The 19633-nt window shown below is 58.6% G+C and carries 23 protein-coding genes and 1 tRNA gene; 3 read left to right on the forward strand and 21 right to left on the reverse strand.

Annotated features, from left to right (window positions below):
* Positions 1-3 precede the first annotated feature (3 nt).
* From rlmN to trmJ, 12 genes are all read right to left on the reverse strand, one after another.
* Positions 4-1152, reverse strand: a complete 1149-nt coding sequence (rlmN, locus tag HBN98_RS08605) for a dual-specificity RNA methyltransferase RlmN (RefSeq protein WP_003227893.1) — start codon at positions 1150-1152, stop codon at positions 4-6.
* A gap of 28 nt (positions 1153-1180) precedes the next feature.
* A complete protein-coding gene (gene ndk, locus HBN98_RS08610) occupies positions 1181-1606 on the reverse strand; it encodes a nucleoside-diphosphate kinase (RefSeq protein WP_064589070.1) in 426 nt (141 codons plus the stop codon).
* 87 nt (positions 1607-1693) lie between these two features.
* A complete protein-coding gene (iscX, locus tag HBN98_RS08615) occupies positions 1694-1894 on the reverse strand; it encodes a Fe-S cluster assembly protein IscX (RefSeq protein WP_064589071.1) in 201 nt (66 codons plus the stop codon).
* Positions 1895-1908: 14 nt separating this feature from the next.
* Positions 1909-2250 carry an ISC system 2Fe-2S type ferredoxin gene (fdx, locus tag HBN98_RS08620; RefSeq protein WP_025109219.1) on the reverse strand — a complete coding sequence of 114 codons (342 nt, stop codon included), beginning with the start codon at positions 2248-2250 and terminating at the stop codon, positions 1909-1911.
* On the reverse strand, positions 2250-4115 hold the full coding sequence (gene hscA / locus HBN98_RS08625; RefSeq protein WP_064589072.1) for a Fe-S protein assembly chaperone HscA: 1866 nt from the start codon (positions 4113-4115) through the stop codon (positions 2250-2252). The genes fdx and hscA overlap by 1 nt, the downstream gene beginning before the upstream one ends.
* A gap of 51 nt (positions 4116-4166) precedes the next feature.
* A complete protein-coding gene (gene hscB, locus HBN98_RS08630) occupies positions 4167-4688 on the reverse strand; it encodes a co-chaperone HscB (RefSeq protein ID WP_083367999.1) in 522 nt (173 codons plus the stop codon).
* 8 nt (positions 4689-4696) lie between these two features.
* Positions 4697-5020 carry an iron-sulfur cluster assembly protein IscA gene (iscA, locus tag HBN98_RS08635; RefSeq protein WP_003227904.1) on the reverse strand — a complete coding sequence of 108 codons (324 nt, stop codon included), beginning with the start codon at positions 5018-5020 and terminating at the stop codon, positions 4697-4699.
* Between the two features lie 28 nt (positions 5021-5048).
* Entirely contained in the window at positions 5049-5435 is a 387-nt protein-coding gene (gene iscU / locus HBN98_RS08640) for a Fe-S cluster assembly scaffold IscU (RefSeq protein ID WP_064589074.1), read from the reverse strand.
* Between the two features lie 83 nt (positions 5436-5518).
* Entirely contained in the window at positions 5519-6733 is a 1215-nt protein-coding gene (locus HBN98_RS08645) for an IscS subfamily cysteine desulfurase (RefSeq protein WP_047599294.1), read from the reverse strand.
* 50 nt (positions 6734-6783) lie between these two features.
* Entirely contained in the window at positions 6784-7275 is a 492-nt protein-coding gene (gene iscR / locus HBN98_RS08650; RefSeq protein WP_007956690.1) for a Fe-S cluster assembly transcriptional regulator IscR, read from the reverse strand.
* A 248-nt stretch (positions 7276-7523) separates the two neighbouring features.
* A complete protein-coding gene (gene cysE, locus HBN98_RS08655; RefSeq protein WP_064590079.1) occupies positions 7524-8300 on the reverse strand; it encodes a serine O-acetyltransferase in 777 nt (258 codons plus the stop codon).
* 3 nt (positions 8301-8303) lie between these two features.
* Positions 8304-9074, reverse strand: a complete 771-nt coding sequence (gene trmJ, locus HBN98_RS08660; RefSeq protein WP_064589075.1) for a tRNA (cytosine(32)/uridine(32)-2'-O)-methyltransferase TrmJ — start codon at positions 9072-9074, stop codon at positions 8304-8306.
* A 145-nt stretch (positions 9075-9219) separates the two neighbouring features.
* Between trmJ and suhB the strand changes: the two genes are divergently transcribed.
* The gene (gene suhB, locus HBN98_RS08665; protein ID WP_003227916.1) at positions 9220-10038 is read left to right on the forward strand and encodes a type III secretion system regulator SuhB; all 819 of its coding nucleotides are present in this window, start codon (positions 9220-9222) and stop codon (positions 10036-10038) included.
* Positions 10039-10283: 245 nt separating this feature from the next.
* On the opposite strand, the gene HBN98_RS08670 is transcribed toward suhB, so the two are convergent.
* The 6 genes from HBN98_RS08670 to queA form a co-directional block, all read right to left on the reverse strand.
* The gene (locus tag HBN98_RS08670; protein ID WP_025109224.1) at positions 10284-10832 is read right to left on the reverse strand and encodes a glycine zipper 2TM domain-containing protein; all 549 of its coding nucleotides are present in this window, start codon (positions 10830-10832) and stop codon (positions 10284-10286) included.
* Positions 10833-10953: 121 nt separating this feature from the next.
* Positions 10954-11868, reverse strand: coding sequence for a protein translocase subunit SecF (secF, locus tag HBN98_RS08675; protein ID WP_064589076.1), 915 nt, complete (start codon positions 11866-11868; stop codon positions 10954-10956).
* Between the two features lie 9 nt (positions 11869-11877).
* Positions 11878-13746, reverse strand: a complete 1869-nt coding sequence (gene secD, locus HBN98_RS08680) for a protein translocase subunit SecD (protein ID WP_064589077.1) — start codon at positions 13744-13746, stop codon at positions 11878-11880.
* Positions 13747-13810: 64 nt separating this feature from the next.
* Positions 13811-14149, reverse strand: coding sequence for a preprotein translocase subunit YajC (gene yajC / locus HBN98_RS08685; RefSeq protein ID WP_003227923.1), 339 nt, complete (start codon positions 14147-14149; stop codon positions 13811-13813).
* 43 nt (positions 14150-14192) lie between these two features.
* Complete coding sequence (gene tgt / locus HBN98_RS08690; protein ID WP_161794909.1) at positions 14193-15308, reverse strand: tRNA guanosine(34) transglycosylase Tgt; 1116 nt, start codon at positions 15306-15308, stop codon at positions 14193-14195.
* 14 nt (positions 15309-15322) lie between these two features.
* A complete protein-coding gene (gene queA, locus HBN98_RS08695; protein WP_064589078.1) occupies positions 15323-16387 on the reverse strand; it encodes a tRNA preQ1(34) S-adenosylmethionine ribosyltransferase-isomerase QueA in 1065 nt (354 codons plus the stop codon).
* Positions 16388-16495: 108 nt separating this feature from the next.
* Between queA and HBN98_RS08700 the strand changes: the two genes are divergently transcribed.
* Positions 16496-16580 (forward strand) — tRNA-Leu (locus HBN98_RS08700).
* 111 nt (positions 16581-16691) lie between these two features.
* Here the strand turns inward: HBN98_RS08700 and HBN98_RS08705 are convergent.
* The 3 genes from HBN98_RS08705 to HBN98_RS08715 are packed head-to-tail and all read right to left on the reverse strand — an operon-like array spanning position 16692 to position 18237.
* The gene (locus HBN98_RS08705; protein ID WP_083367998.1) at positions 16692-16979 is read right to left on the reverse strand and encodes a hypothetical protein; all 288 of its coding nucleotides are present in this window, start codon (positions 16977-16979) and stop codon (positions 16692-16694) included.
* A complete protein-coding gene (locus tag HBN98_RS08710) occupies positions 16976-17698 on the reverse strand; it encodes an N-acetylmuramoyl-L-alanine amidase (RefSeq protein ID WP_083367997.1) in 723 nt (240 codons plus the stop codon). Before HBN98_RS08710 ends, HBN98_RS08705 begins: the two co-directional genes overlap by 4 nt.
* Positions 17695-18237, reverse strand: coding sequence for a PAAR domain-containing protein (locus HBN98_RS08715; RefSeq protein ID WP_083367996.1), 543 nt, complete (start codon positions 18235-18237; stop codon positions 17695-17697). Before HBN98_RS08715 ends, HBN98_RS08710 begins: the two co-directional genes overlap by 4 nt.
* A gap of 843 nt (positions 18238-19080) precedes the next feature.
* On the opposite strand from HBN98_RS08715, the gene HBN98_RS08720 reads away from it, so the two are divergent.
* Positions 19081-19332: a hypothetical protein gene (locus HBN98_RS08720; RefSeq protein ID WP_151101712.1), complete on the forward strand. Its 252-nt coding sequence runs from the start codon at positions 19081-19083 to the stop codon at positions 19330-19332.
* The last annotated feature ends 301 nt before the right edge of the window (positions 19333-19633 follow it).

The raw sequence follows: 19633 nt of genomic DNA on the forward strand, positions 1-19633 counted from the left end.
CTCTTAGTTAGTGTTCGCGGCGTTCTGTGCCAGATCGCTGTCGGCGCTCAATTCGCGCACGGCGATGTAACGTTCGCTGCGACGGGTGCGATCCAGCACCTGCCCTACCAATTGACCGCATGCTGCGTCGATGTCTTCACCACGGGTGGTGCGAACAGTGACGTTGAAACCGGCCTGATGCAACTGATCCTGGAACCGACGAATGGCGTTGTTGCTCGGCCGCTCGTACCCGGAATGCGGGAACGGGTTGAACGGGATCAGGTTGATCTTGCACGGAATGTCTTTGAGCAGCTCGATCATTTCCACCGCGTGCTCAAGCTTGTCGTTGACGTCCTTGAGCAAGGTGTACTCGATGGTCAGCACACGTTTCTCGCCCAGGGCGGACATGTAGCGCTGGCACGACTCGAGCAGCATCTTAAGCGGATATTTCTTGTTGATCGGCACCAATTGGTTACGCAATGCGTCATTCGGTGCGTGCAGCGACAACGCCAGGGAGACGTCAATGTGCTTGGCCAGCTCATCGATCATCGGCACCACGCCCGAAGTGGACAGGGTCACGCGGCGCTTGGAGATCCCGTAGCCCAGGTCATCCATCATCAGATGCATGGCGGCCACGACGTTGTCGAAGTTCAGCAGCGGTTCGCCCATGCCCATCATCACCACGTTGGTGATGGCGCGGTCGATGGTAGCTGGAACACTGCCGAAAGATTTGTTGGCAATCCACACCTGACCGATGACTTCGGCGGCGGTGAGGTTGCTGTTGAAGCCTTGCTTGCCGGTGGAGCAGAAACTGCAGTCCAGGGCACAGCCTGCCTGGGACGAAACGCACAGAGTGCCGCGTTTGCCCTGGGGAATGTACACGGTCTCGACACAGCTGCCGGACGCCACGCGCACCACCCACTTACGAGTGCCGTCGCTGGAAATGTCCTCGCTGACCACTTCGGGACCACGGACCTCGGCAATCGCCTTGAGCTTGTCGCGCAAGGCCTTGCTGACGTTCGTCATGGCGTCGAAATCATCGACGCCAAAGTGGTGAATCCATTTCATTACCTGACCGGCACGGAAACGCTTCTCCCCGATTGAGTCGAAGAATTTTTCCATTTCCGGCTGGGTCAGCCCCAGCAGGTTGGTTTTAACAGTCGATGTAGTCATGGATTCACCTTCACTCTTAAGCCAATGCTTAGCGAGTGGTTACTTCAGTAGCTGCGAAGAAGTACGAGATTTCGCGAGCAGCAGCGGCTTCGGAGTCCGAACCGTGAACGGCGTTGGCGTCGATCGACTCAGCGAAGTCAGCACGGATGGTGCCAGGAGCAGCTTCTTTAGGGTTGGTAGCGCCCATCAGCTCACGGTTCAGAGCGATAGCGTTTTCGCCTTCCAGAACCTGAACAACAACAGGACCGGAGATCATGAAAGCAACCAGGTCACCGAAGAAACCGCGCTCTTTGTGCTCAGCGTAGAAGCCTTCAGCTTCGGCTTTGGACAGTTGCTTCAGTTTCGAAGCTACAACGCGCAGGCCGGCTTTTTCGAAACGAGTGGTGATTTCGCCGATGACGTTTTTTGCAACAGCGTCAGGCTTGATGATGGAGAAAGTGCGTTGAACAGCCATGGTGTAACTCCAGAAACGGTAATTTGCGAAAAATTAAACCCGCGAATTATACGCGGGTTCTTGGGTATTGCCTAACCTGCGAGACGATCAGTCCAATTCTGCGGCCCAAAGCTCCTGAACCCTTTCCAAGACCTTCTCGCCAACGCGACCAGAAGCCTTATCGAAGTCAGGCAGTTCCTCGATCATATGCTGCAGACGGACAAAACCTACAGAATACGGATCGAGCCCCTCGTGGGCCTCGGCCAGCTCTTCTGCAATACGTTGAACATCATTCCAACCGTAGCTCATGACAGTCTTACCAGTCAGTGCGGCGCTTCGGCCGCATGGTTAAGCGAATATTTGGGAATCTCGACGGTGATGTCTTCTTCACCGACGATAGCCTGACAGGCCAGACGCGATTGCGCTTCCAGACCCCAGGCACGATCGAGGAAGTCTTCTTCCAGCTCGTCAGCCTCTTCCAGCGAGTCGAAACCCTCGCGGATGATGCAGTGGCAAGTGGTGCAGGCACAGACGCCGCCGCAGGCGCTTTCCATCTCGATGTGGTGTTCGTGGGCCAGTTCGAGAATCGAGGTGCCGGGCGCAGCCTCGACCACCATGCCTTCAGGGCAGAACTTCTCGTGGGGCAGAAAAATGACCTGCGGCATCAGATATCCTCGATTTCATTCAGGTTGCGCCCCGACAGAGCGGCTTTCACCGTCAAATCCATGCGGCGGGCAGCAAAAGCATCGGTCACTTGCGACAGACGCTTGGTCTGTTGCTCGATGGCGTAACCATCGGTGCCTTTCATCAGTTCGGTAAGTTCCTGCACCTGCAGGTCGATAACCATGCGCTCTTCGGCGTCGAGCAAGCGCTCGCCATCCGCCTCCAGAGCACCCTGCACCGCTTCGATCAGGCGCTGGGCATCGACCTGCTGTTCGCGCAGGACTCGGGCGACCTTGTCGTCGTTGGCGTGCTGGAACGAATCTTTCAGCATCTTGGCGATTTCGCCGTCGGTCAGACCGTAGGACGGCTTGACCTGAATGCTCGCCTCAACGCCCGAACCCAGTTCACGGGCAGACACACTGAGCAGACCGTCGGCATCGACCTGGAAGGTCACGCGAATCTTCGCCGCGCCGGCCACCATCGCTGGAATGCCGCGCAGTTCGAAGCGCGCCAGAGAGCGGCAGTCGCTGATCAGCTCGCGTTCGCCCTGCAACACGTGGATCGCCATGGCCGACTGGCCGTCTTTATAAGTGGTGAAATCCTGAGCGCGGGCAACCGGGATGGTGGTGTTGCGCGGAATCACCTTCTCCATCAGCCCGCCCATGGTTTCCAGTCCCAGGGACAGCGGAATCACGTCGAGCAGCAGCAGTTCGCCGCCATCGCGCTTGTTGCCAGCCAGCGTATCCGCCTGGATCGCGGCCCCGATGGCCACCACTTGATCCGGGTCGATTTCAGTCAATGGCTGACGACCGAAGGCTTCGGCAACGGCTTCGCGAACACGCGGCACGCGGGTCGAACCACCGACCATGACCACGGCGTGCACATCTTCCAGCTCGATACCGGAATCACGTACGGCACGGCGGCAGGCTTTCAGGCTGCGCGCGACCATCGGCTCGATCAACGCATCGAAGGCTTCGCGAGTCAGTTGCGCTTTCCAGTCACCGTAGGCGACTTCAACGCTGTCGGCATCGGTCAGGGCTTCTTTGGCCGCGCAAGCGGTTTGCAGCAGATTGCGCTGCGCGCCCGGGTCGAGGTCGGCGGACAAACCCGCGCTCTCGATGATCCAGCCGGCAATCGCGTGATCGAAGTCGTCGCCGCCCAACGCGCTGTCGCCGCCAGTCGCCAGCACTTCGAAAACACCGCCGGTCAGACGCAGAATCGAAATATCGAAGGTGCCGCCGCCCAGGTCATAAATCGCGACCAGGCCTTCGGCATGTTGATCCAGACCGTAAGCCACTGCGGCAGCGGTCGGCTCATTGAGCAGACGCAGCACGTTCAGACCGGCGAGTTTCGCCGCGTCTTTGGTGGCCTGGCGCTGTGCGTCGTCGAAATACGCCGGCACGGTGATCACCGCACCGACCAGCTCGCCACCCAACGTCGCTTCAGCGCGCTGACGCAGCACCTTGAGGATATCGGCGGAGACTTCGACCGGGCTTTTCGGGCCTTGCACGGTGTCGATGAACGGCATGTGCGATTCGCCGCCGACAAAGCGGTACGGCAGTTGATCGCCCAATTGCTTGACGTCGGACAGACCACGACCCATCAGGCGCTTGACCGACAGCACAGTGTTCAAGGGATCGGAGGATGCGGCCAGCTTGGCCGACTCGCCAACTTCGACGCGATCGGCGTGATAACGCACGGCGGACGGCAGGATGACCTGCCCGTCAGCGTCGGCCAGCGGCTCGGAAAGACCACTGCGCAACGCAGCGACCAGCGAATTGGTAGTGCCCAAGTCGATCCCCACAGCCAGACGACGCTGGTGCGGTTGAGGACTTTGGCCGGGTTCGGCGATCTGCAGTAGGGCCATCGTGATCAGGACTTATCTGTATATCAGGCGTGCGACCGGAGCGGCACTGGGTTAATCGTCGAGGCGCTCTTCTAACTGGCGCACTTCGTAGGTGAGCTTGTCGAGGAACTGCATGCGCCGCATCAGGCGTTCGGCCTGATCGCGTTGCGCCGCATCATCCCAACAGGCTGCGAAGCTTTCGTTCAACTGTTCCTGAGCGGCTTTCAAGCGACGCTTGAACACCGCGACACCGGCGAGATCGGCGCTATCCTGGAGGTCTTCGAGCTCTTCACGCCATTGCATCTGCTGCAGAAGAAACTCGGGGTCATGGACCGTGACTTCCATCGGCACTTCATGCCCGCCGATGTTCAGCAGGTAACGTGCGCGCTGAGCCGGGCTCTTGAGCGTCTGGTAGGCGTCGTTGAGCCGCGCAGACTGCTCGAGTGCCGCCCGCTGCTCACGCTCGGAAGCGTCGGCAAAGCGGTCAGGATGAACACCGCGCGCCAACTCACGGTAGCGCGTGGCCAACTGCTCGAGATCCAGACGGAAGCTCGGTTGCAGCTCGAATAAAGCGAAATGACAAGGAATACCCACGACAAGCCTCAGATGTTGAAGCTTTCGCCGCAGCCACATTCACCGCGTACGTTGGGGTTGTTGAACTTGAAGCCTTCGTTCAACCCTTCCTTGACGAAATCGAGCTCGGTGCCGTCCAGGTAGGCCAGGCTTTTCGGGTCGATGATCACTTTCTCGCCGTGACTTTCGAACACCTGATCCTCTGCAACCACCTCGTCGACAAACTCCAGCACGTAGGCAAGGCCGGAACAGCCCGTGGTGCGAACACCCAGACGAATCCCTTCACCTTTGCCGCGCCCGTCGAGGGAGCGTCGCACGTGTCGAGCAGCCGCTTCTGTCATGCTGATAGCCATCGTTGACTCCTTACTCGTCGCCCAATGCTTAGATCAAGCCTTTCTTCTGCTTGTAGTCGCGAACGGCCGCCTTGATGGCGTCTTCAGCGAGTACCGAGCAGTGGATTTTCACTGGCGGCAGGGCCAGCTCTTCGGCCAGCTGAGTGTTCTTGATGGTCTCGGCTTCGTCCAGGGTCTTGCCCTTCATCCACTCGGTGGCGAGGGAGCTGGAAGCGATTGCCGAACCGCAGCCGTAGGTCTTGAACTTGGCGTCTTCGATAACGCCCTGGTCGTTGACCTTGATCTGCAGACGCATCACGTCGCCGCACGCCGGAGCGCCGACCATGCCGGTGCCGACATCCGGATCTTCCGCGTCCATCTTGCCGACGTTACGCGGGTTTTCGTAGTGGTCGATGACCTTTTCGCTGTAAGCCATGGTGCTTAATCCTCACTCATCAGAGAGTCGCTCTTTAAGCCCCGCAACCTGAGGTCGCAGGGCCGGTTCGCGGCGACTTGAAATCAGTGTGCCGCCCACTCGATTTTCGAAATGTCGACACCGTCTTTGTACATGTCCCACAGCGGCGACAGAGCGCGCAGCTTGGTAACGGCCTCGCAGACTTTCTGCGCGGCGTAGTCGATTTCTTCTTCGGTAGTGAAACGGCCGAAGGTGAAACGGATCGAGCTGTGTGCCAGTTCGTCGTTGCGGCCCAGGGCGCGCAGTACGTACGAAGGCTCAAGCGATGCCGAGGTGCACGCCGAACCGGACGATACCGCCAGATCCTTGAGCGCCATGATCAGCGACTCGCCTTCAACGTAGTTGAAGCTCAGGTTCAGGTTGTGCGGAACGCGGGCGGTCAGGCTGCCGTTGACGTACAGCTCTTCCAGGTGCTCGACCTGCTTGTAGAAGCGGTCGCTCAGGGCTTTGATGCGCACGTTTTCGGCAGCCATGTCTTCCTTGGCTACACGGAAAGCTTCACCCATGCCGACGATCTGGTGGGTCGCCAGGGTGCCGGAACGCATGCCACGCTCGTGACCGCCGCCGTGCATGGTCGCTTCGATGCGCACACGCGGCTTGCGGCTGACGTACAGCGCGCCGATGCCTTTAGGGCCGTAGGTTTTGTGGGCGGAGAACGACATCATGTCGACTTTCAGCTTCTGCAGGTCGATCTCGACTTTGCCAGTGGACTGAGCCGCGTCAACATGCAGCAGGACGCCCTTGGAACGGGTCAGTTCGCCGATGGCCGCGATGTCGTTGATGGTGCCGATTTCGTTGTTCACGTGCATGACCGACACCAGAATGGTGTCTTCACGCAGGGCCGCTTCGATCATCGCCGGGGTGATCAGGCCGTCTTCAGTCGGCTCGAGGTAGGTCACTTCGAAACCTTCACGCTCCAGTTGGCGCATGGTGTCGAGAACGGCCTTGTGCTCGATCTTGCTGGTGATCAGGTGCTTGCCCTTGGAGCCGTAGAAATGCGCGGCACCCTTGATTGCCAGGTTGTCGGATTCAGTGGCGCCGGACGTCCAGACGATTTCACGCGGGTCGGCGTTGACCAGATCGGCCACCTGACGACGGGCGTTTTCGACGGACTCTTCAGCTTTCCAGCCGAACACGTGGGAACGGGACGCCGGGTTACCGAAGTTTCCGTCGACCAGCAGGCATTCACTCATCTTTTGCGCAACGCGCGGATCGACCGGGGTGGTCGCAGAGTAATCAAGGTAAATCGGCAATTTCATGGACTATCTCCTAAATCAGGCTGGCTGGCGTGCCGCTAGCTCTTTGGCTGTCATTCGACGGCGGACGCTTCAATCTTGTCCAGGCGCGGCGCCTTGCCATTGCAACGACGCTGATCCTGACGCTGGGCCACTTCCTGCACCTCACGGCGAGTTACGAGGTCGGCCAAGCTGATACCGCTGAGAAATTCGTGAATCTGCAGGCTCAGGTCGCACCACAGGTGATGGGTCAGGCAGGTGTCGCCGGAATGGCAATCGCCCTGGCCCTGGCACTTGGTAGCGTCGACCGATTCGTTGACCGCATCGATCACCTGCGCCACCTGGATGCCCTGCATGTCGCGCGACAGCTGGTAACCACCGCCTGGACCGCGAACACTGGAAACCAGGTTACTGCGGCGCAGCTTGGCGAAAAGCTGTTCGAGATAGGACAGGGAGATGCCTTGGCGCTCGGAGATATCGGCCAGGGACACCGGCCCGTGCTGCGCGTGCAACGCCAGGTCAAGCATGGCGGTCACGGCGTATCGGCCTTTTGTAGTCAGTCGCATGGACAATTACCACGGAGTTCGGAATGGGCGGGAGTATGCAATTCCCGAGCATTTAAGTCAACTATAAGACCTAGTGCTTTAGTCGGGTTTACCCGCAAAAGAGCGCGCGAATGATAGCAGGGTCTGCGGCCTAATGGCACACCGGTTGCCGCCTGCCTGTGTAGGAGCTGTCGCAGGCTGCGATCTTTTGATCTTACAGAAGCGCAAATCAAAAGATCGCAGCCTGCGGCAACTCCTACAGAGAGGCGTCAGCCAGCTTTGGATTCGTCTTTGCCTTTGACGCAGGCGAAGTCTTCTTCACGCAGTTCAGGCAGATCTTTCGCACAGTAATTACTGCCCAGATCCTTCAGGGCGCCGCACATCCCCTCCAGCCGCCCGTCCACCGCTTGCAGGTGATCGAGCAACTGACCAATGGCCCGCGCCACCGGGTCGGGCATGTCTTCGCTGACACCATAGGCATCAAAACCGATCTTCTCGGCCATCGCCTTGCGTTTGGCATCCTGTTCGTCATCGGACTTGACGATGATGCGCCCCGGAATCCCCACCACCGTGGCGCCCGGCGGCACTTCCTTGGTGACCACGGCATTGGAGCCGACTTTGGCCCCGGCCCCCACCGTGAACGGCCCCAGCACTTTGGCACCAGCACCGACGACAACCCCGTCACCCAGCGTCGGATGGCGCTTGCCTTTGTTCCAGCTGGTGCCGCCGAGAGTCACGCCCTGGTAAATGGTCACGTCATCGCCAATTTCGGCAGTTTCACCAATAACGATGCCCATGCCGTGATCGATGAAGAAGCGCCGACCGACCTTGGCCCCCGGATGAATCTCGATGCCGGTCAACCAGCGACCGAAGTTCGACACCAGGCGCGCCAGCCATTTCAGCTCGTTGCGCCACAGCATCCCGGCCAGCCGGTGGATCCAGATCGCATGCATGCCGGGGTAGCAGGTCAGGACTTCAAAAGCGTTACGTGCCGCCGGATCTCGATGGAATACGCTTTGGATATCTTCACGCAAACGCTCAAACATCATTTAGTCCTTCCGCTTAAGAAGCTCACCACGGGCCGCTTTTTGGGTTTCCGTGAGGATGCCACGCAAAATATTCATTTCCGCCCGGCTGACCGAGCTGCGTCCGTACAACCGGCGCAGGCGCGCCATCAAGTGTCGCGGCTTTTCCGGATCGAGAAATTCGATGGCGACCAGCGTCTGCTCCAGATGCTCATAGAAGCGTTCCAGCTCATCCATGGTCGCCAGCTCGGCGCTTTTCACCGAAGCCACTTCTTCTTTCTCGATCTTGGTCGGCTGCCCTTGAGCGGCCAGCCAGGCCATGCGCACTTCATAGCTCAACACCTGCACCGCCGCCCCGAGGTTCAGCGAACTGAACCCTGGGTCGGAGGGGATGTGCACGTGAAAGTGACATCGCTGCAGCTCGTCATTGGTCAGGCCGGAGTCTTCACGACCGAAGACCAACGCGATTTCCGCGCCCTGCCCGGCTTCCTCGACCACTTTGCTCCCGCATTCGCGCGGATCGAGCAGCGGCCAGGGGATGCGCCGGTCACGGGCACTGGTGCCCAGCACCAGATTGCAGCCGACCAGCGCGTCTTCCAGGGTGGCGACGACTTGAGCGTTTTCAAGGATATCCCCGGCACCGGAAGCTCGTGCATCGGCTTCGTGGTGCGGAAACAACCGCGGTTCGACCAGCACCAAGCGCGACAGACCCATGTTTTTCATGGCGCGCGCGGCCCCGCCGATGTTGCCGGGGTGGCTGGTATTGACCAGGACGACACGGATGTTCTGCAGCAAGGGAGGCGCTCTCGGACACAGTAAAGGGGTGCAAATCTTACAGAACAGCCTACCGTTAAGCTATGAATGCGAACAGCGACCTTCACCTGAAGAAAAGTTCTGATAGAATGCGCGGCTTTCTTTAACAACCTTAGGTGACACATCCATGCAGCCCATGCTGAATATCGCGCTGCGCGCCGCCCGCAGCGCCAGTGAACTGATCTTCCGCTCCATCGAGCGCCTGGATACCATCAAGGTCGACGAAAAAGACGCCAAGGATTATGTATCCGAGGTGGATCGCGCCGCCGAACAGAAAATCATCGATGCCCTGCGCAAGGCTTACCCGAATCACTCGATTCAGGGCGAAGAGACCGGCATGCACGTCGGTAACGGCATCGAAGGCGAAGAGTACCTGTGGATCATCGATCCGCTGGACGGCACCACCAACTTCCTGCGCGGCATCCCTCACTTTGCTGTCAGCATTGCCTGCAAATATCGTGGCCGCCTGGAACACGCTGTGGTTCTGGATCCGGTTCGCCAGGAAGAATTCACCGCCAGCCGTGGTCGCGGCGCTCAACTGAACGGTCGTCGTCTGCGCGTCAGCGGTCGCACCAGCCTCGACGGCGCTCTGCTGGGCACGGGCTTCCCGTTCCGCGATGACCAGATGGACAACCTCGACAACTACCTGGGCATGTTCCGCGCCCTGGTTGGCCAGACTGCCGGCATCCGCCGCGCCGGTTCCGCCAGCCTGGACCTCGCCTACGTGGCTGCCGGTCGTTTCGACGCGTTCTGGGAATCGGGTCTGTCCGAGTGGGACATGGCTGCCGGCGCCCTGCTGATCCAGGAAGCTGGCGGCCTGGTGAGCGACTTCACCGGCGGTCACGATTTCCTTGAAAAAGGCCACATCGTTGCCGGCAACACCAAATGCTTCAAGGCAGTACTGACGGCCATCCAGCCGCACCTGCCGGCTTCGCTGAAGCGCTAAGCTTCCCGCGAAACGAAAAAGGCACCCTGCGGGGTGCTTTTTTTATGCCTGAAATTCGTCACCCGACACACCTCCGGCCCTATGTAGGAGTGAGCCTGCTCGCGATAGCGGTGTATCAGTCGCCACTTGTTTTGAATGGAAAAACGCTATCGCGAGCAGGCTCACTCCTACAGAGGATTTGTTGTGCGGCTTAAATGGGGCACAAAAAAGCACCCCGCAGGGTGCTTCTTGTTAACAGTCGGTCCTTACTGACCCGGCTGATTCTGCGACAGAATCAACTTACCTTCCTTATCGACCGGAATCTGGTTGCCCGGATCACGATCCATCCGCACTTTGCCTTCCTTGCCATCCAGCGAGTAACGCACGTCGTAACCGACAACCTTGTCACTGATGTCGTTCACGGTGTTACAGCGAGTCTGAGTGGTGGTGTAGGTGTCGCGATTCTGCATGCCTTCCTGCACCTTGTTACCGGCATAACCGCCACCGACCGCGCCAGCAACGGTGGCAATCTTCTTGCCGTTACCGCCGCCGACCATATTGCCCAGCAGGCCACCGCCTACCGCGCCGAGCACCGTACCCACGATCTGGTGCTGGTCCTTGACCGGCGCCTGACGGGTTACAGCAACATCCTTGCACACTTCACGTGGAGTCTTGATCTGTGTTTTGACCGGCTCAACAGCCAGCACTTGCGCATACTCAGGGCCGCTTTTAACCAGGCTGTAGGTGGCAACAGCACCCCCGGCAGTCACACCGACAGCACCCAATACCGCACCAACCAGCAACGACTTGTTCACATGAACCTCCTGACCATCACATGCGGGACACGCCCGCGCTTCTCCCAGCCTTGGAGCATAAAAAAAGGCGCGAGTTCAACTCGCGCCTTTTTCGGGCTGACAGCCGGAAAAGCGATGGCCGTTATGGACGGTCGTCGACTTCCTTCTCGGTGTTGGCCGGAGGAATCAGGTCCTCGGTGCTCAGGTTCAGCCAGATCAGCACCACGTTCGCGATGTAGATCGACGAGTAAGTACCCGCCAGCACACCAACAAACAGGGCGATGGAGAAGCCGAACAAGTTATCGCCACCGAAGAACAGCAGTGCAGCGATCGCCAGCAAAGTGGAGATCGACGTCGCCATGGTCCGCAGCAGGGTCTGGGTGGTCGAGATGTTGATGTTCTCGATCAGCGAAGCCTTGCGCAGCACACGGAAGTTCTCACGGACCCGGTCAAACACGACGATGGTGTCGTTCAGCGAGTAACCGATGATCGCCAGTACCGCCGCCAGCACCGTCAGGTCGAAGGTGATCTGGAAGAACGACAGGATACCCACGGTCACGATCACGTCGTGAATCAGCGAAACGATGGCGCCGACTGCGAATTTCCACTGAAAGCGGAAAGCCAGGTAGATCAGGATGCCGCCGAGCGCCAGCAGCATGCCGAGGCCGCCCTGGTCGCGCAGTTCTTCACCGACCTGCGGGCCGACGAACTCGACACGCTTGACCGTCGCCGGGTTGTCGCCGCCGACTTTCTGCAGAGCGTCCGCCACCTGATGGCCCAGCTGGGGGTCTTCACCCGGCATGCGCACCAGCAGGTCGGTAGTTGCACCGAAGTTCTGCACGACAGCTTCGTGATAGCCGGAAGTCACCAGTTGCTCACGCACCTTGGTGACATCAGCCGGACGCTCGTAGGTCAGCTCGATGAGCGTACCGCCGGTGAAGTCCAGGCCCCAGTTCATGCCCTTGTGGAAGACGCTGAAAATAGCCAGCAACGTGAGAAACACTGTGACGCCGAACGCGAAGTTGCGAACGCCCATGAAGTTGATTGTACGTAACATGGCAGCCCCTTAAATCCACAACTTCTTGAAGTCACGTCCGCCAAAGATCAGGTTGACCATTGCGCGGGTCACCATGATGGCCGTGAACATCGAGGTAAAGATCCCGAGGGACATGGTCACTGCGAAACCCTTCACCGGGCCGGTGCCCATGGCGAAGAGGATGCCGCCGACCAGCAGAGTGGTCAGGTTGGCGTCGAGAATCGCGGTGAATGCCCGGCCGAAGCCTTCGTTGATTGCACGCTGTACAGTCATGCCGGCGGCGATCTCTTCACGGATCCGCGAGAAGATCAGCACGTTGGCGTCGACCGCCATACCCATGGTCAACACGATACCGGCGATACCCGGCAGGGTCAGCGTTGCACCCAGCAGCGACATCAGCGCCAGCAGCAGCACCATGTTCACCGCCAGCGCGACGGTGGCGATCAGGCCGAAGAAGCGGTAGATGGCGATGATGAACAGCGAGACGAACAGCATGCCCCACAGCGATGCATCGATACCTTTGGTGATGTTGTCAGCACCCAGGCTCGGACCAATGGTGCGCTCTTCAGCGAAGTACATCGGAGCGGCCAGACCGCCGGCACGCAGCAGCAGCGCCAGCTCGGACGACTCGCCCTGGCCGTTCAGGCCGGTAATACGGAACTGCGCACCCAGCGGCGACTGAATGGTCGCCAGGCTGATGATCTTCTTCTCTTCCTTGAAGGTCTGTACCGGCACGTCTTTCTCGACGCCGTCCACAACCTGCTTGGTGTAAGTCGTCACCGGACGCTGTTCGATGAAGATCACCGCCATGCTGCGACCCACGTTCGAACGGGTCGCGCGGCTCATCAGCTCGCCACCGTGACCATCCAGACGGATGTTCACTTCCGGAGTGCCGTGCTCGCCGAAACCAGCCTTGGCGTCAGTCACCTGGTCACCGGTGATGATCAGGCCACGCTCGATCTGTGCAGGAGGACGCTTGCCTTCACGGAACTCGAAGGTTTCGGAAGTGGCTTTCGAAGCACCTGGCTCAGCCGCCAGACGGAACTCGAGGTTGGCCGTCTTGCCGAGGATACGCTTGGCTTCGGCAGTGTCCTGCACGCCCGGCAGCTCAACCACGATGCGGTTGGCGCCCTGACGCTGAACGATCGGTTCGGCAACACCCAGCTCGTTGACGCGGTTACGTACCGTGGTCAAGTTCTGCTTGATGGAGTATTCACGGATTTCCGCCAGCTTGGCCGGGGTCATCGCCAGACGCAGCACCGGTTGACCGTTGAGGTCGGCCGGAACAATGTCGAAATCGTTGAAGTTCTTGCGGATCAGCGCACGGGCCTGTTCGCGGGAGTCAGCATCGCTGAAGCCCAGCTGAATGGCGCCATTGAGCTGCGGCAGACTGCGATAGCGCAGCTTCTCTTTGCGCAGCAGGCTCTTGACGTCGCCTTCGTAGACTTTCAGGCGGGCGTCGAGGGCTTTGTCCATATCCACTTCCAGCAGGAAGTGCACACCACCGGACAAGTCCAGACCCAGCTTCATTGGGTGCGCGCCCAGATTGCGCAGCCATTGCGGGGTGGTTTGTGCCAGGTTCAATGCGACGACGTAGTCATCACCCAATGCCTTGCGCACAACGTCTTTGGCCGGCAGCTGGTCTTCAGCCTTGGTCAGACGGATCAGGCCGCCCTTGCCGTTGGCCGCCAGGCTCGAAGCCTTGACGTTGATTCCGGACTCACGCAGCGCCGTGCTGACGCGATCCAGATCGGCCTGATTGACCTGCAGCGCCGTGCTGGCACCACTGATCTGAATGGCCGGGTCATCGGGGTATAGATTGGGAGCGGAATAAATCAGACCGATCGCCAGCACCGCCAGGATCAGAATGTATTTCCACAGAGGATATTTGTTCAGCATCACGCCGCCCGTTATGAACGCGGGGCGCCTTGCGCGCCCCGTCGATTGAGTAGAAGTTGGAACCTTAGATCGCTTTCAGCGTGCCTTTTGGCAGCGTGGCGGCGATGGCGCCCTTCTGGAATTTCATTTCCACGGTGTCGGAAACTTCCAGAACCACGAAGTCATCGGCCACTTTGGTGATCTTGCCGGCGATGCCGCCGGTGGTGACCACTTCGTCGCCCTTCGCAAGGCTGCTCAGCAGGTTCTTCTGCTCTTTGGCGCGCTTGGCCTGTGGACGCCAGATCATCAGGTAGAAGATGACCAGGAAGCCGACCAGGAAAATCCACTCGAAGCCGCCGCCCATTGGGCCTGCAGCAGCCGGTGCAGCTGCGTCAGCCATGGCGTTAGAGATAAAAAAGCTCATTTAGCACTCCAGTTGCAAATGTTGAATCTTGGGGTCAGAAAACTCAGTCCAAAGGCGGAACGGGGAGCCCGCGTTTGGCGTAGAAGGCATCGACAAAGGCGGCCAATGTACCCTGTTGAATAGCCTCGCGCAAACCAGCCATCAGCACCTGATAATGGCGCAAGTTATGGATGGTATTGAGCATGCTGCCGAGCATTTCGCCGCACTTGTCCAGGTGATGCAGATAAGCGCGGGAGAAGTTCTGGCAGGTATAGCAATCGCAGGTCGGATCCAGCGGCGAATCATCATGGCGATGGAACGCGTTACGGATCTTCAGCACGCCTGTATCAATGAACAGATGCCCATTGCGGGCATTACGGGTTGGCATCACGCAATCGAACATGTCCACACCGCGGCGCACACCCTCAACCAGATCTTCCGGTTTGCCAACGCCCATAAGGTAACGAGGTTTGTCAGCCGGCATCATGCCCGGCAGATAATCCAGCACCTTGATCATCTCGTGCTTGGGCTCGCCCACCGACAGACCGCCGATGGCCAGGCCATCGAAGCCGATCTTGTCCAGGCCTTCCAGCGAGCGCATGCGCAGATCCTGGTGCATGCCGCCCTGAACGATGCCGAACAGTGCCGCCGTGTTGTCGCCATGCGCGTTTTTCGAACGCTGGGCCCAACGCAGCGACAGCTCCATCGATACCCGCGCAACATCTTCGTCAGCTGGGTACGGCGTGCATTCGTCGAAGATCATCACGATGTCGGAGCCCAGGTCGCGCTGCACCTGCATCGATTCTTCCGGGCCCATGAACACTTTCGAGCCGTCGACCGGAGAAGCGAAGGTCACGCCCTCCTCCTTGATCTTGCGCATCGCGCCCAGGCTGAACACCTGGAAGCCGCCGGAGTCGGTGAGGATCGGGCCTTTCCACTGCATGAAATCGTGCAGATCGCCGTGTTCCTTGATCACCTCGGTGCCCGGGCGCAGCCACAGGTGGAAGGTGTTGCCCAGAATGATTTCCGCGCCGGTGGCCACGATGTCACGCGGCAACATGCCCTTGACCGTGCCGTAGGTGCCCACCGGCATGAAGGCCGGGGTCTCGACGGTGCCACGCGGGAAAGTCAGCCGACCACGACGGGCCTTGCCATCGGTGGCCAGGAGTTCAAAGGACATGCGACATTCGCGACTCATTCTGTTTCCTCTGGGCCTGTTTGTTCAGGGGCAGTCGGGGCGGGATTACGGGTGATGAACATCGCATCACCGTAGCTGAAAAAGCGGTACCCGTTGTCGACGGCGGCTTTATAGGCGGCCATGGTTTCGGGATAACCGGCGAACGCCGAAACCAGCATCAACAGCGTGGATTCGGGCAAATGGAAGTTGGTGACCAGGGCATCGACCACATGGAACGGCCGGCCCGGGTAGATAAAGATGTCAGTGTCGCCACTGAACGGCTTGAGCACGCCATCGCGCGCAGCACTTTCCAGTGAACGCACGCTGGTGGTGCCAACAGCAATCACCCGACCACCACGCGCGCGACACGCGGCAACGGCGTCGACCACATCCTGGCCGACTTCCAGCCACTCGCTGTGCATGTGGTGGTCTTCGATCTTGTCGACACGCACCGGCTGGAACGTGCCGGCACCGACGTGCAGGGTCACGAACGCGGTCTCGACGCCCTTGGCGGCAATCGCCTCCATCAGCGGCTGATCGAAATGCAACCCCGCCGTCGGCGCCGCCACCGCACCGAGGCGCTGGGCGTACACGGTCTGATAGCGCTCGCGATCCGAACCTTCGTCCGGGCGGTCTATATAAGGAGGCAATGGCATGTGCCCGACGCGATCGAGCAGCGGCAGCACTTCTTCATCGAAGCCCAACTCGAACAACGCATCGTGACGCGCGAGCATCTCGGCTTCGCCACCGCCGTCGATGAGAATCTTTGTCCCCGGTTTGGGCGACTTGCTGGAACGCACATGGGCCAGCACGCGGTGCGTATCGAGCACCCGCTCAATGAGGATTTCCAGCTTGCCGCCCGAGGCTTTCTGCCCGAACAGCCGCGCCGGAATCACCCGGGTATTGTTGAACACCATCAAATCGCCCGGGCGCAAATGCTCAAGCAAATCAGTGAATTGACGGTGTGCGAGGGCGCCGCTGACCCCATCCAGGGTCAACAGGCGACTGGCGCGACGCTCGGCCAAAGGGTGGCGAGCGATCAGCGAATCAGGAAGCTCGAAGGTAAAGTCAGCAACGCGCATGATGGGGTTCGTCTAGCAGGGCCGGAAAGTCTAGCGGAATTATCAAAAATTGACCATGAAACGTGATTGACCAACGGTAATCACCTCTCTATACTTCGCCGCCATTGAGCCCTGATGGCGGAATTGGTAGACGCGGCGGATTCAAAATCCGTTTTCGAAAGGAGTGGGAGTTCGAGTCTCCCTCGGGGCACCAAAATTAAGAAAGGTCTTGCTTAGCAAGGCCTTTTTTTTCGCCCATGAAAAAGTGATCAGCGACCCGATGAGAAAAGGCCTCTACTGAGGCCTTTTCCTTTATCCCAATCAGCTATTTCTTCCTGCAAATTTCTACATCGTTTTGTGTTTTCAGATCGGTGTCGATGCCGAGCCGATACCTGCAGTAATCAATGATCCACTTGCGCTCCTGCTCCGTGAGTCGTTCGACTTGGCGAATCTCCCCGTCATTGGCATGGATGTTGTAAAACTTCATCTGAAACGTCGGATGCTTCTTGATGAACAGAATGGTTTCGATGTCTCCGTCTTCCAGCGCTTCGTAATACCCAACGTAAAGCACCGTCACCAGAACCAGAACCAGCAGGGCAATCAGTTTCTTCATTGTTGCGGCGCCGGAGGTGGGAGGAGTTGGGTTTTTGCTCTGAGATTCCTGACCAACTCCATGCCAATATTTCCGGGACAGATCTTGCCTTCAGATGCTTGACCTGGGTATTCCCGGTGACCGCCAAAATGCTTGATCACAAACACACTTTTCAGCGCGTCAATCAGATGCATCAACGCGGTGATCTGAGCAGCAGGTATCACATTGGTCGTGCTGTATCCGAGACTGTCGAGCGCAACCCGGCCCTTCGCGACCCAGTCGCCGCCCTCTTCTGGAGTCGTTAGGTTCTCCAGCAACACAATGCCGATCAAGCCTGTATTGAATTTCAAGACACTCGAACCCTGAAGGCGAATGTCTCTCCCCTCGTAAACTTGACCAGTGCAATCAATACCGAAGTGATACCCGATATCGTCGTACTTCTGACTAAGGTGCCCTTTCTGGATCTCCTGCATTTGCTCCGCACCAGGCGTACAGCTATGGCTTCTCCCAGCGTGATGCAGGGCGATCATGGTGTAATCCCAGTCCATCACCATATCCGGCTTACCCTTCACCGCTCCCCACGAGGATCGCTCTACAAACGTCGTGTTCAGTGAACGGACCTTCTTGATGATCGCTTCACGCGTCGCCGCTCGATCATTCACAGTAATCGGTATCGGACACATGAACTCGCCGGGCTTGAGCTCCTGGGCGGTGGCTTGAGTTGCAAACGGATTGGTCATTGCGCTCCCTCCGCCAGCTCATGGAGCGTCCGAGCCGGAGCGCTGAACATGACGTGCAGTGAGATCTTCGCACCGGGAGTAGGTGTCTTGACGTGGGCAATGCCATTGGCATCGGTAACACCCGTGGTCTCTATACCGTTGACTGTCGCCACGAAGTCTCGGAAAGCCAACGGTGTGCCTGTCTCACTGTCGGTGATGCTGAAGGACTGGCCGTAGGATTTCTGGATGGCAAGCGGAGTCGGAGGCACGAACGGGGCTGGCGTATGCGAATCACCGATGATTACGGTGCCGGAACCGCCGACTACGACGTCACCATGCGTTCCGACAGTATCAACCAAAGCTGCGTTTTTCCCGTTGATAAAAACGGTCGCTGATACACCTGATACCAATGCACTGCCACATGTGCAGGTATCACCCTTTCGAGCGGCAGCAAGTCCATCGAAGAAAACGTCAGCAGAGCCTGAGGCGATGGCTTTGGCGCCATGTCCTGGCATTGGGCAACTGGTTGGATCGGTTAAACGTGCTGCGGGCTTCGCCACAATTGACTCCTTGTCATGATCGCCTATGAAAGCGACCTTATCAGAAATCAATAGACCCGGACCGCTTAGACTGAGTTTCAGCAATAGCCCGCAGGATGGATTTCTCGACCGGTTGAATCCACAGCCAAGAGCGGACGTTTGCGCGCTCGAAACAAGCAGTCGTTCACTCCTGTGATTAAGGCGCGTTATCTGCCGACTGATGCCAAATAGATCCATGGGCTCGGCAGAGCTCAACGGAATATCTGTCGCACAACATTTCGATGGCGGCTTTATCAAGCGCCTGATCTGAAGAAGAGATTGACCCACCACAGGTCAGGTACAAGTACAACGCAGCCAGCGCCTCCAGCCTCGACGAGTCGGACTGCACGGTAAACCTTGAGACATCTACCTCGCTCGCATGGATTTCGATGCAAGGGTCATCGCTCTCTCTGTCTTTCACGTACAGGTATGTCCAAGAGCGGCTGTTCACAGGGTATGAATCACCATCCGTGTCTACGTTTCGCCCAGGGCCATAGAGCAAATCCAGAAAACACCTGAAGTCGGGCCGTTCGCTAACGACGGTCACTGTGTACATAGGTTCTCCGTATTGTCCGCTTTGGGTCGAAAACAACTTTTTGTGACTAGCATCTTCTGGCCGTAAGCGGCCTGTTGCTACTGTCGTCTAATCGCTCGCACAGCTGGAGGCCTGATGATTAAACACCGCTAACCGTATCTATTGGGCAGGCCGGGGCGGTAGCACTCTGTCCTTCTGCATCATTGGCCTGACCTCGCTCATTCATTTCTCATGCATCAGAAGTGTTACACCAGATAGCAGAAGCAGCCATTGCAGAGAGCAACCAGACCTTGAAAGATCTGCGACACCAGCAGCTACGTGCAGCACGGTTCATGTGGGCCGACCGCCCAGGCAAGGCAGCTCAGGACTTCGCCGCCATCGCAGCACACCTGCACGCGACGGAAAAGGCGATGGGGCGTTCAAGCTCTCTGACTGACCTCTACGTACCACTGCATGTACCGTTCGGATCGAGGTCAATCAATGTAGATACGGTCACTGCAAAGGCAGGTGCAATCTCCATTGAGCAATTGATCGCCGCTTGATTGCCCGCGTCGCCACTACCAGTCGTGACGCTCCTCCCCCTAAACCGGAACATCACTCGCGGAACACCAAACGTGTTCCGCATAACTGGTGTTCTGGTTTATCGCACTTGGTGTTCCACCTCTGAAAGCCTTTGTTTACTTGGCGTCCAGCGTTTCTGGAACACATGGAACAAATGGAACACCGTGTTTTCGCTACCTATGGATAAGCGTTCCCCTCGCCCCTTCTCACGGCGTGAACCTTCAGCGCGAGCGGACGCGACGGATCGCTCCAGATCCGCCGATCTGCTGTGTCCGATTCCTC

It is taken from the genome of Pseudomonas koreensis (assembly GCF_012986595.1).
GTDB classification, from domain to species: Bacteria; Pseudomonadota; Gammaproteobacteria; order Pseudomonadales; family Pseudomonadaceae; genus Aquipseudomonas; species Aquipseudomonas koreensis.

Bases quoted from the DNA above. Each gene is read 5' to 3' on its own strand.
- rlmN (WP_003227893.1), bottom strand. From the start codon at position 1,152: ATGACTACATCGACTGTTAAAACCAACCTGCTGGGGCTGACCCAGCCG.
- ndk (WP_064589070.1), bottom strand. From the start codon at position 1,606: ATGGCTGTTCAACGCACTTTCTCCATCATCAAGCCTGACGCTGTTGCA.
- iscX (WP_064589071.1), bottom strand. From the start codon at position 1,894: ATGAGCTACGGTTGGAATGATGTTCAACGTATTGCAGAAGAGCTGGCC.
- fdx (WP_025109219.1), bottom strand. From the start codon at position 2,250: ATGCCGCAGGTCATTTTTCTGCCCCACGAGAAGTTCTGCCCTGAAGGC.
- hscA (WP_064589072.1), bottom strand. From the start codon at position 4,115: ATGGCCCTACTGCAGATCGCCGAACCCGGCCAAAGTCCTCAACCGCAC.
- iscA (WP_003227904.1), bottom strand. From the start codon at position 5,020: ATGGCTATCAGCATGACAGAAGCGGCTGCTCGACACGTGCGACGCTCC.
- iscU (WP_064589074.1), bottom strand. From the start codon at position 5,435: ATGGCTTACAGCGAAAAGGTCATCGACCACTACGAAAACCCGCGTAAC.
- HBN98_RS08645 (WP_047599294.1), bottom strand. From the start codon at position 6,733: ATGAAATTGCCGATTTACCTTGATTACTCTGCGACCACCCCGGTCGAT.
- iscR (WP_007956690.1), bottom strand. From the start codon at position 7,275: ATGCGACTGACTACAAAAGGCCGATACGCCGTGACCGCCATGCTTGAC.
- cysE (WP_064590079.1), bottom strand. From the start codon at position 8,300: ATGTTTGAGCGTTTGCGTGAAGATATCCAAAGCGTATTCCATCGAGAT.
- suhB (WP_003227916.1), top strand. From the start codon at position 9,220: ATGCAGCCCATGCTGAATATCGCGCTGCGCGCCGCCCGCAGCGCCAGT.
- secF (WP_064589076.1), bottom strand. From the start codon at position 11,868: ATGTTACGTACAATCAACTTCATGGGCGTTCGCAACTTCGCGTTCGGC.
- secD (WP_064589077.1), bottom strand. From the start codon at position 13,746: ATGCTGAACAAATATCCTCTGTGGAAATACATTCTGATCCTGGCGGTG.
- yajC (WP_003227923.1), bottom strand. From the start codon at position 14,149: ATGAGCTTTTTTATCTCTAACGCCATGGCTGACGCAGCTGCACCGGCT.
- tgt (WP_161794909.1), bottom strand. From the start codon at position 15,308: ATGTCCTTTGAACTCCTGGCCACCGATGGCAAGGCCCGTCGTGGTCGG.
- queA (WP_064589078.1), bottom strand. From the start codon at position 16,387: ATGCGCGTTGCTGACTTTACCTTCGAGCTTCCTGATTCGCTGATCGCT.
- HBN98_RS08705 (WP_083367998.1), bottom strand. From the start codon at position 16,979: ATGAAGAAACTGATTGCCCTGCTGGTTCTGGTTCTGGTGACGGTGCTT.
- HBN98_RS08710 (WP_083367997.1), bottom strand. From the start codon at position 17,698: ATGACCAATCCGTTTGCAACTCAAGCCACCGCCCAGGAGCTCAAGCCC.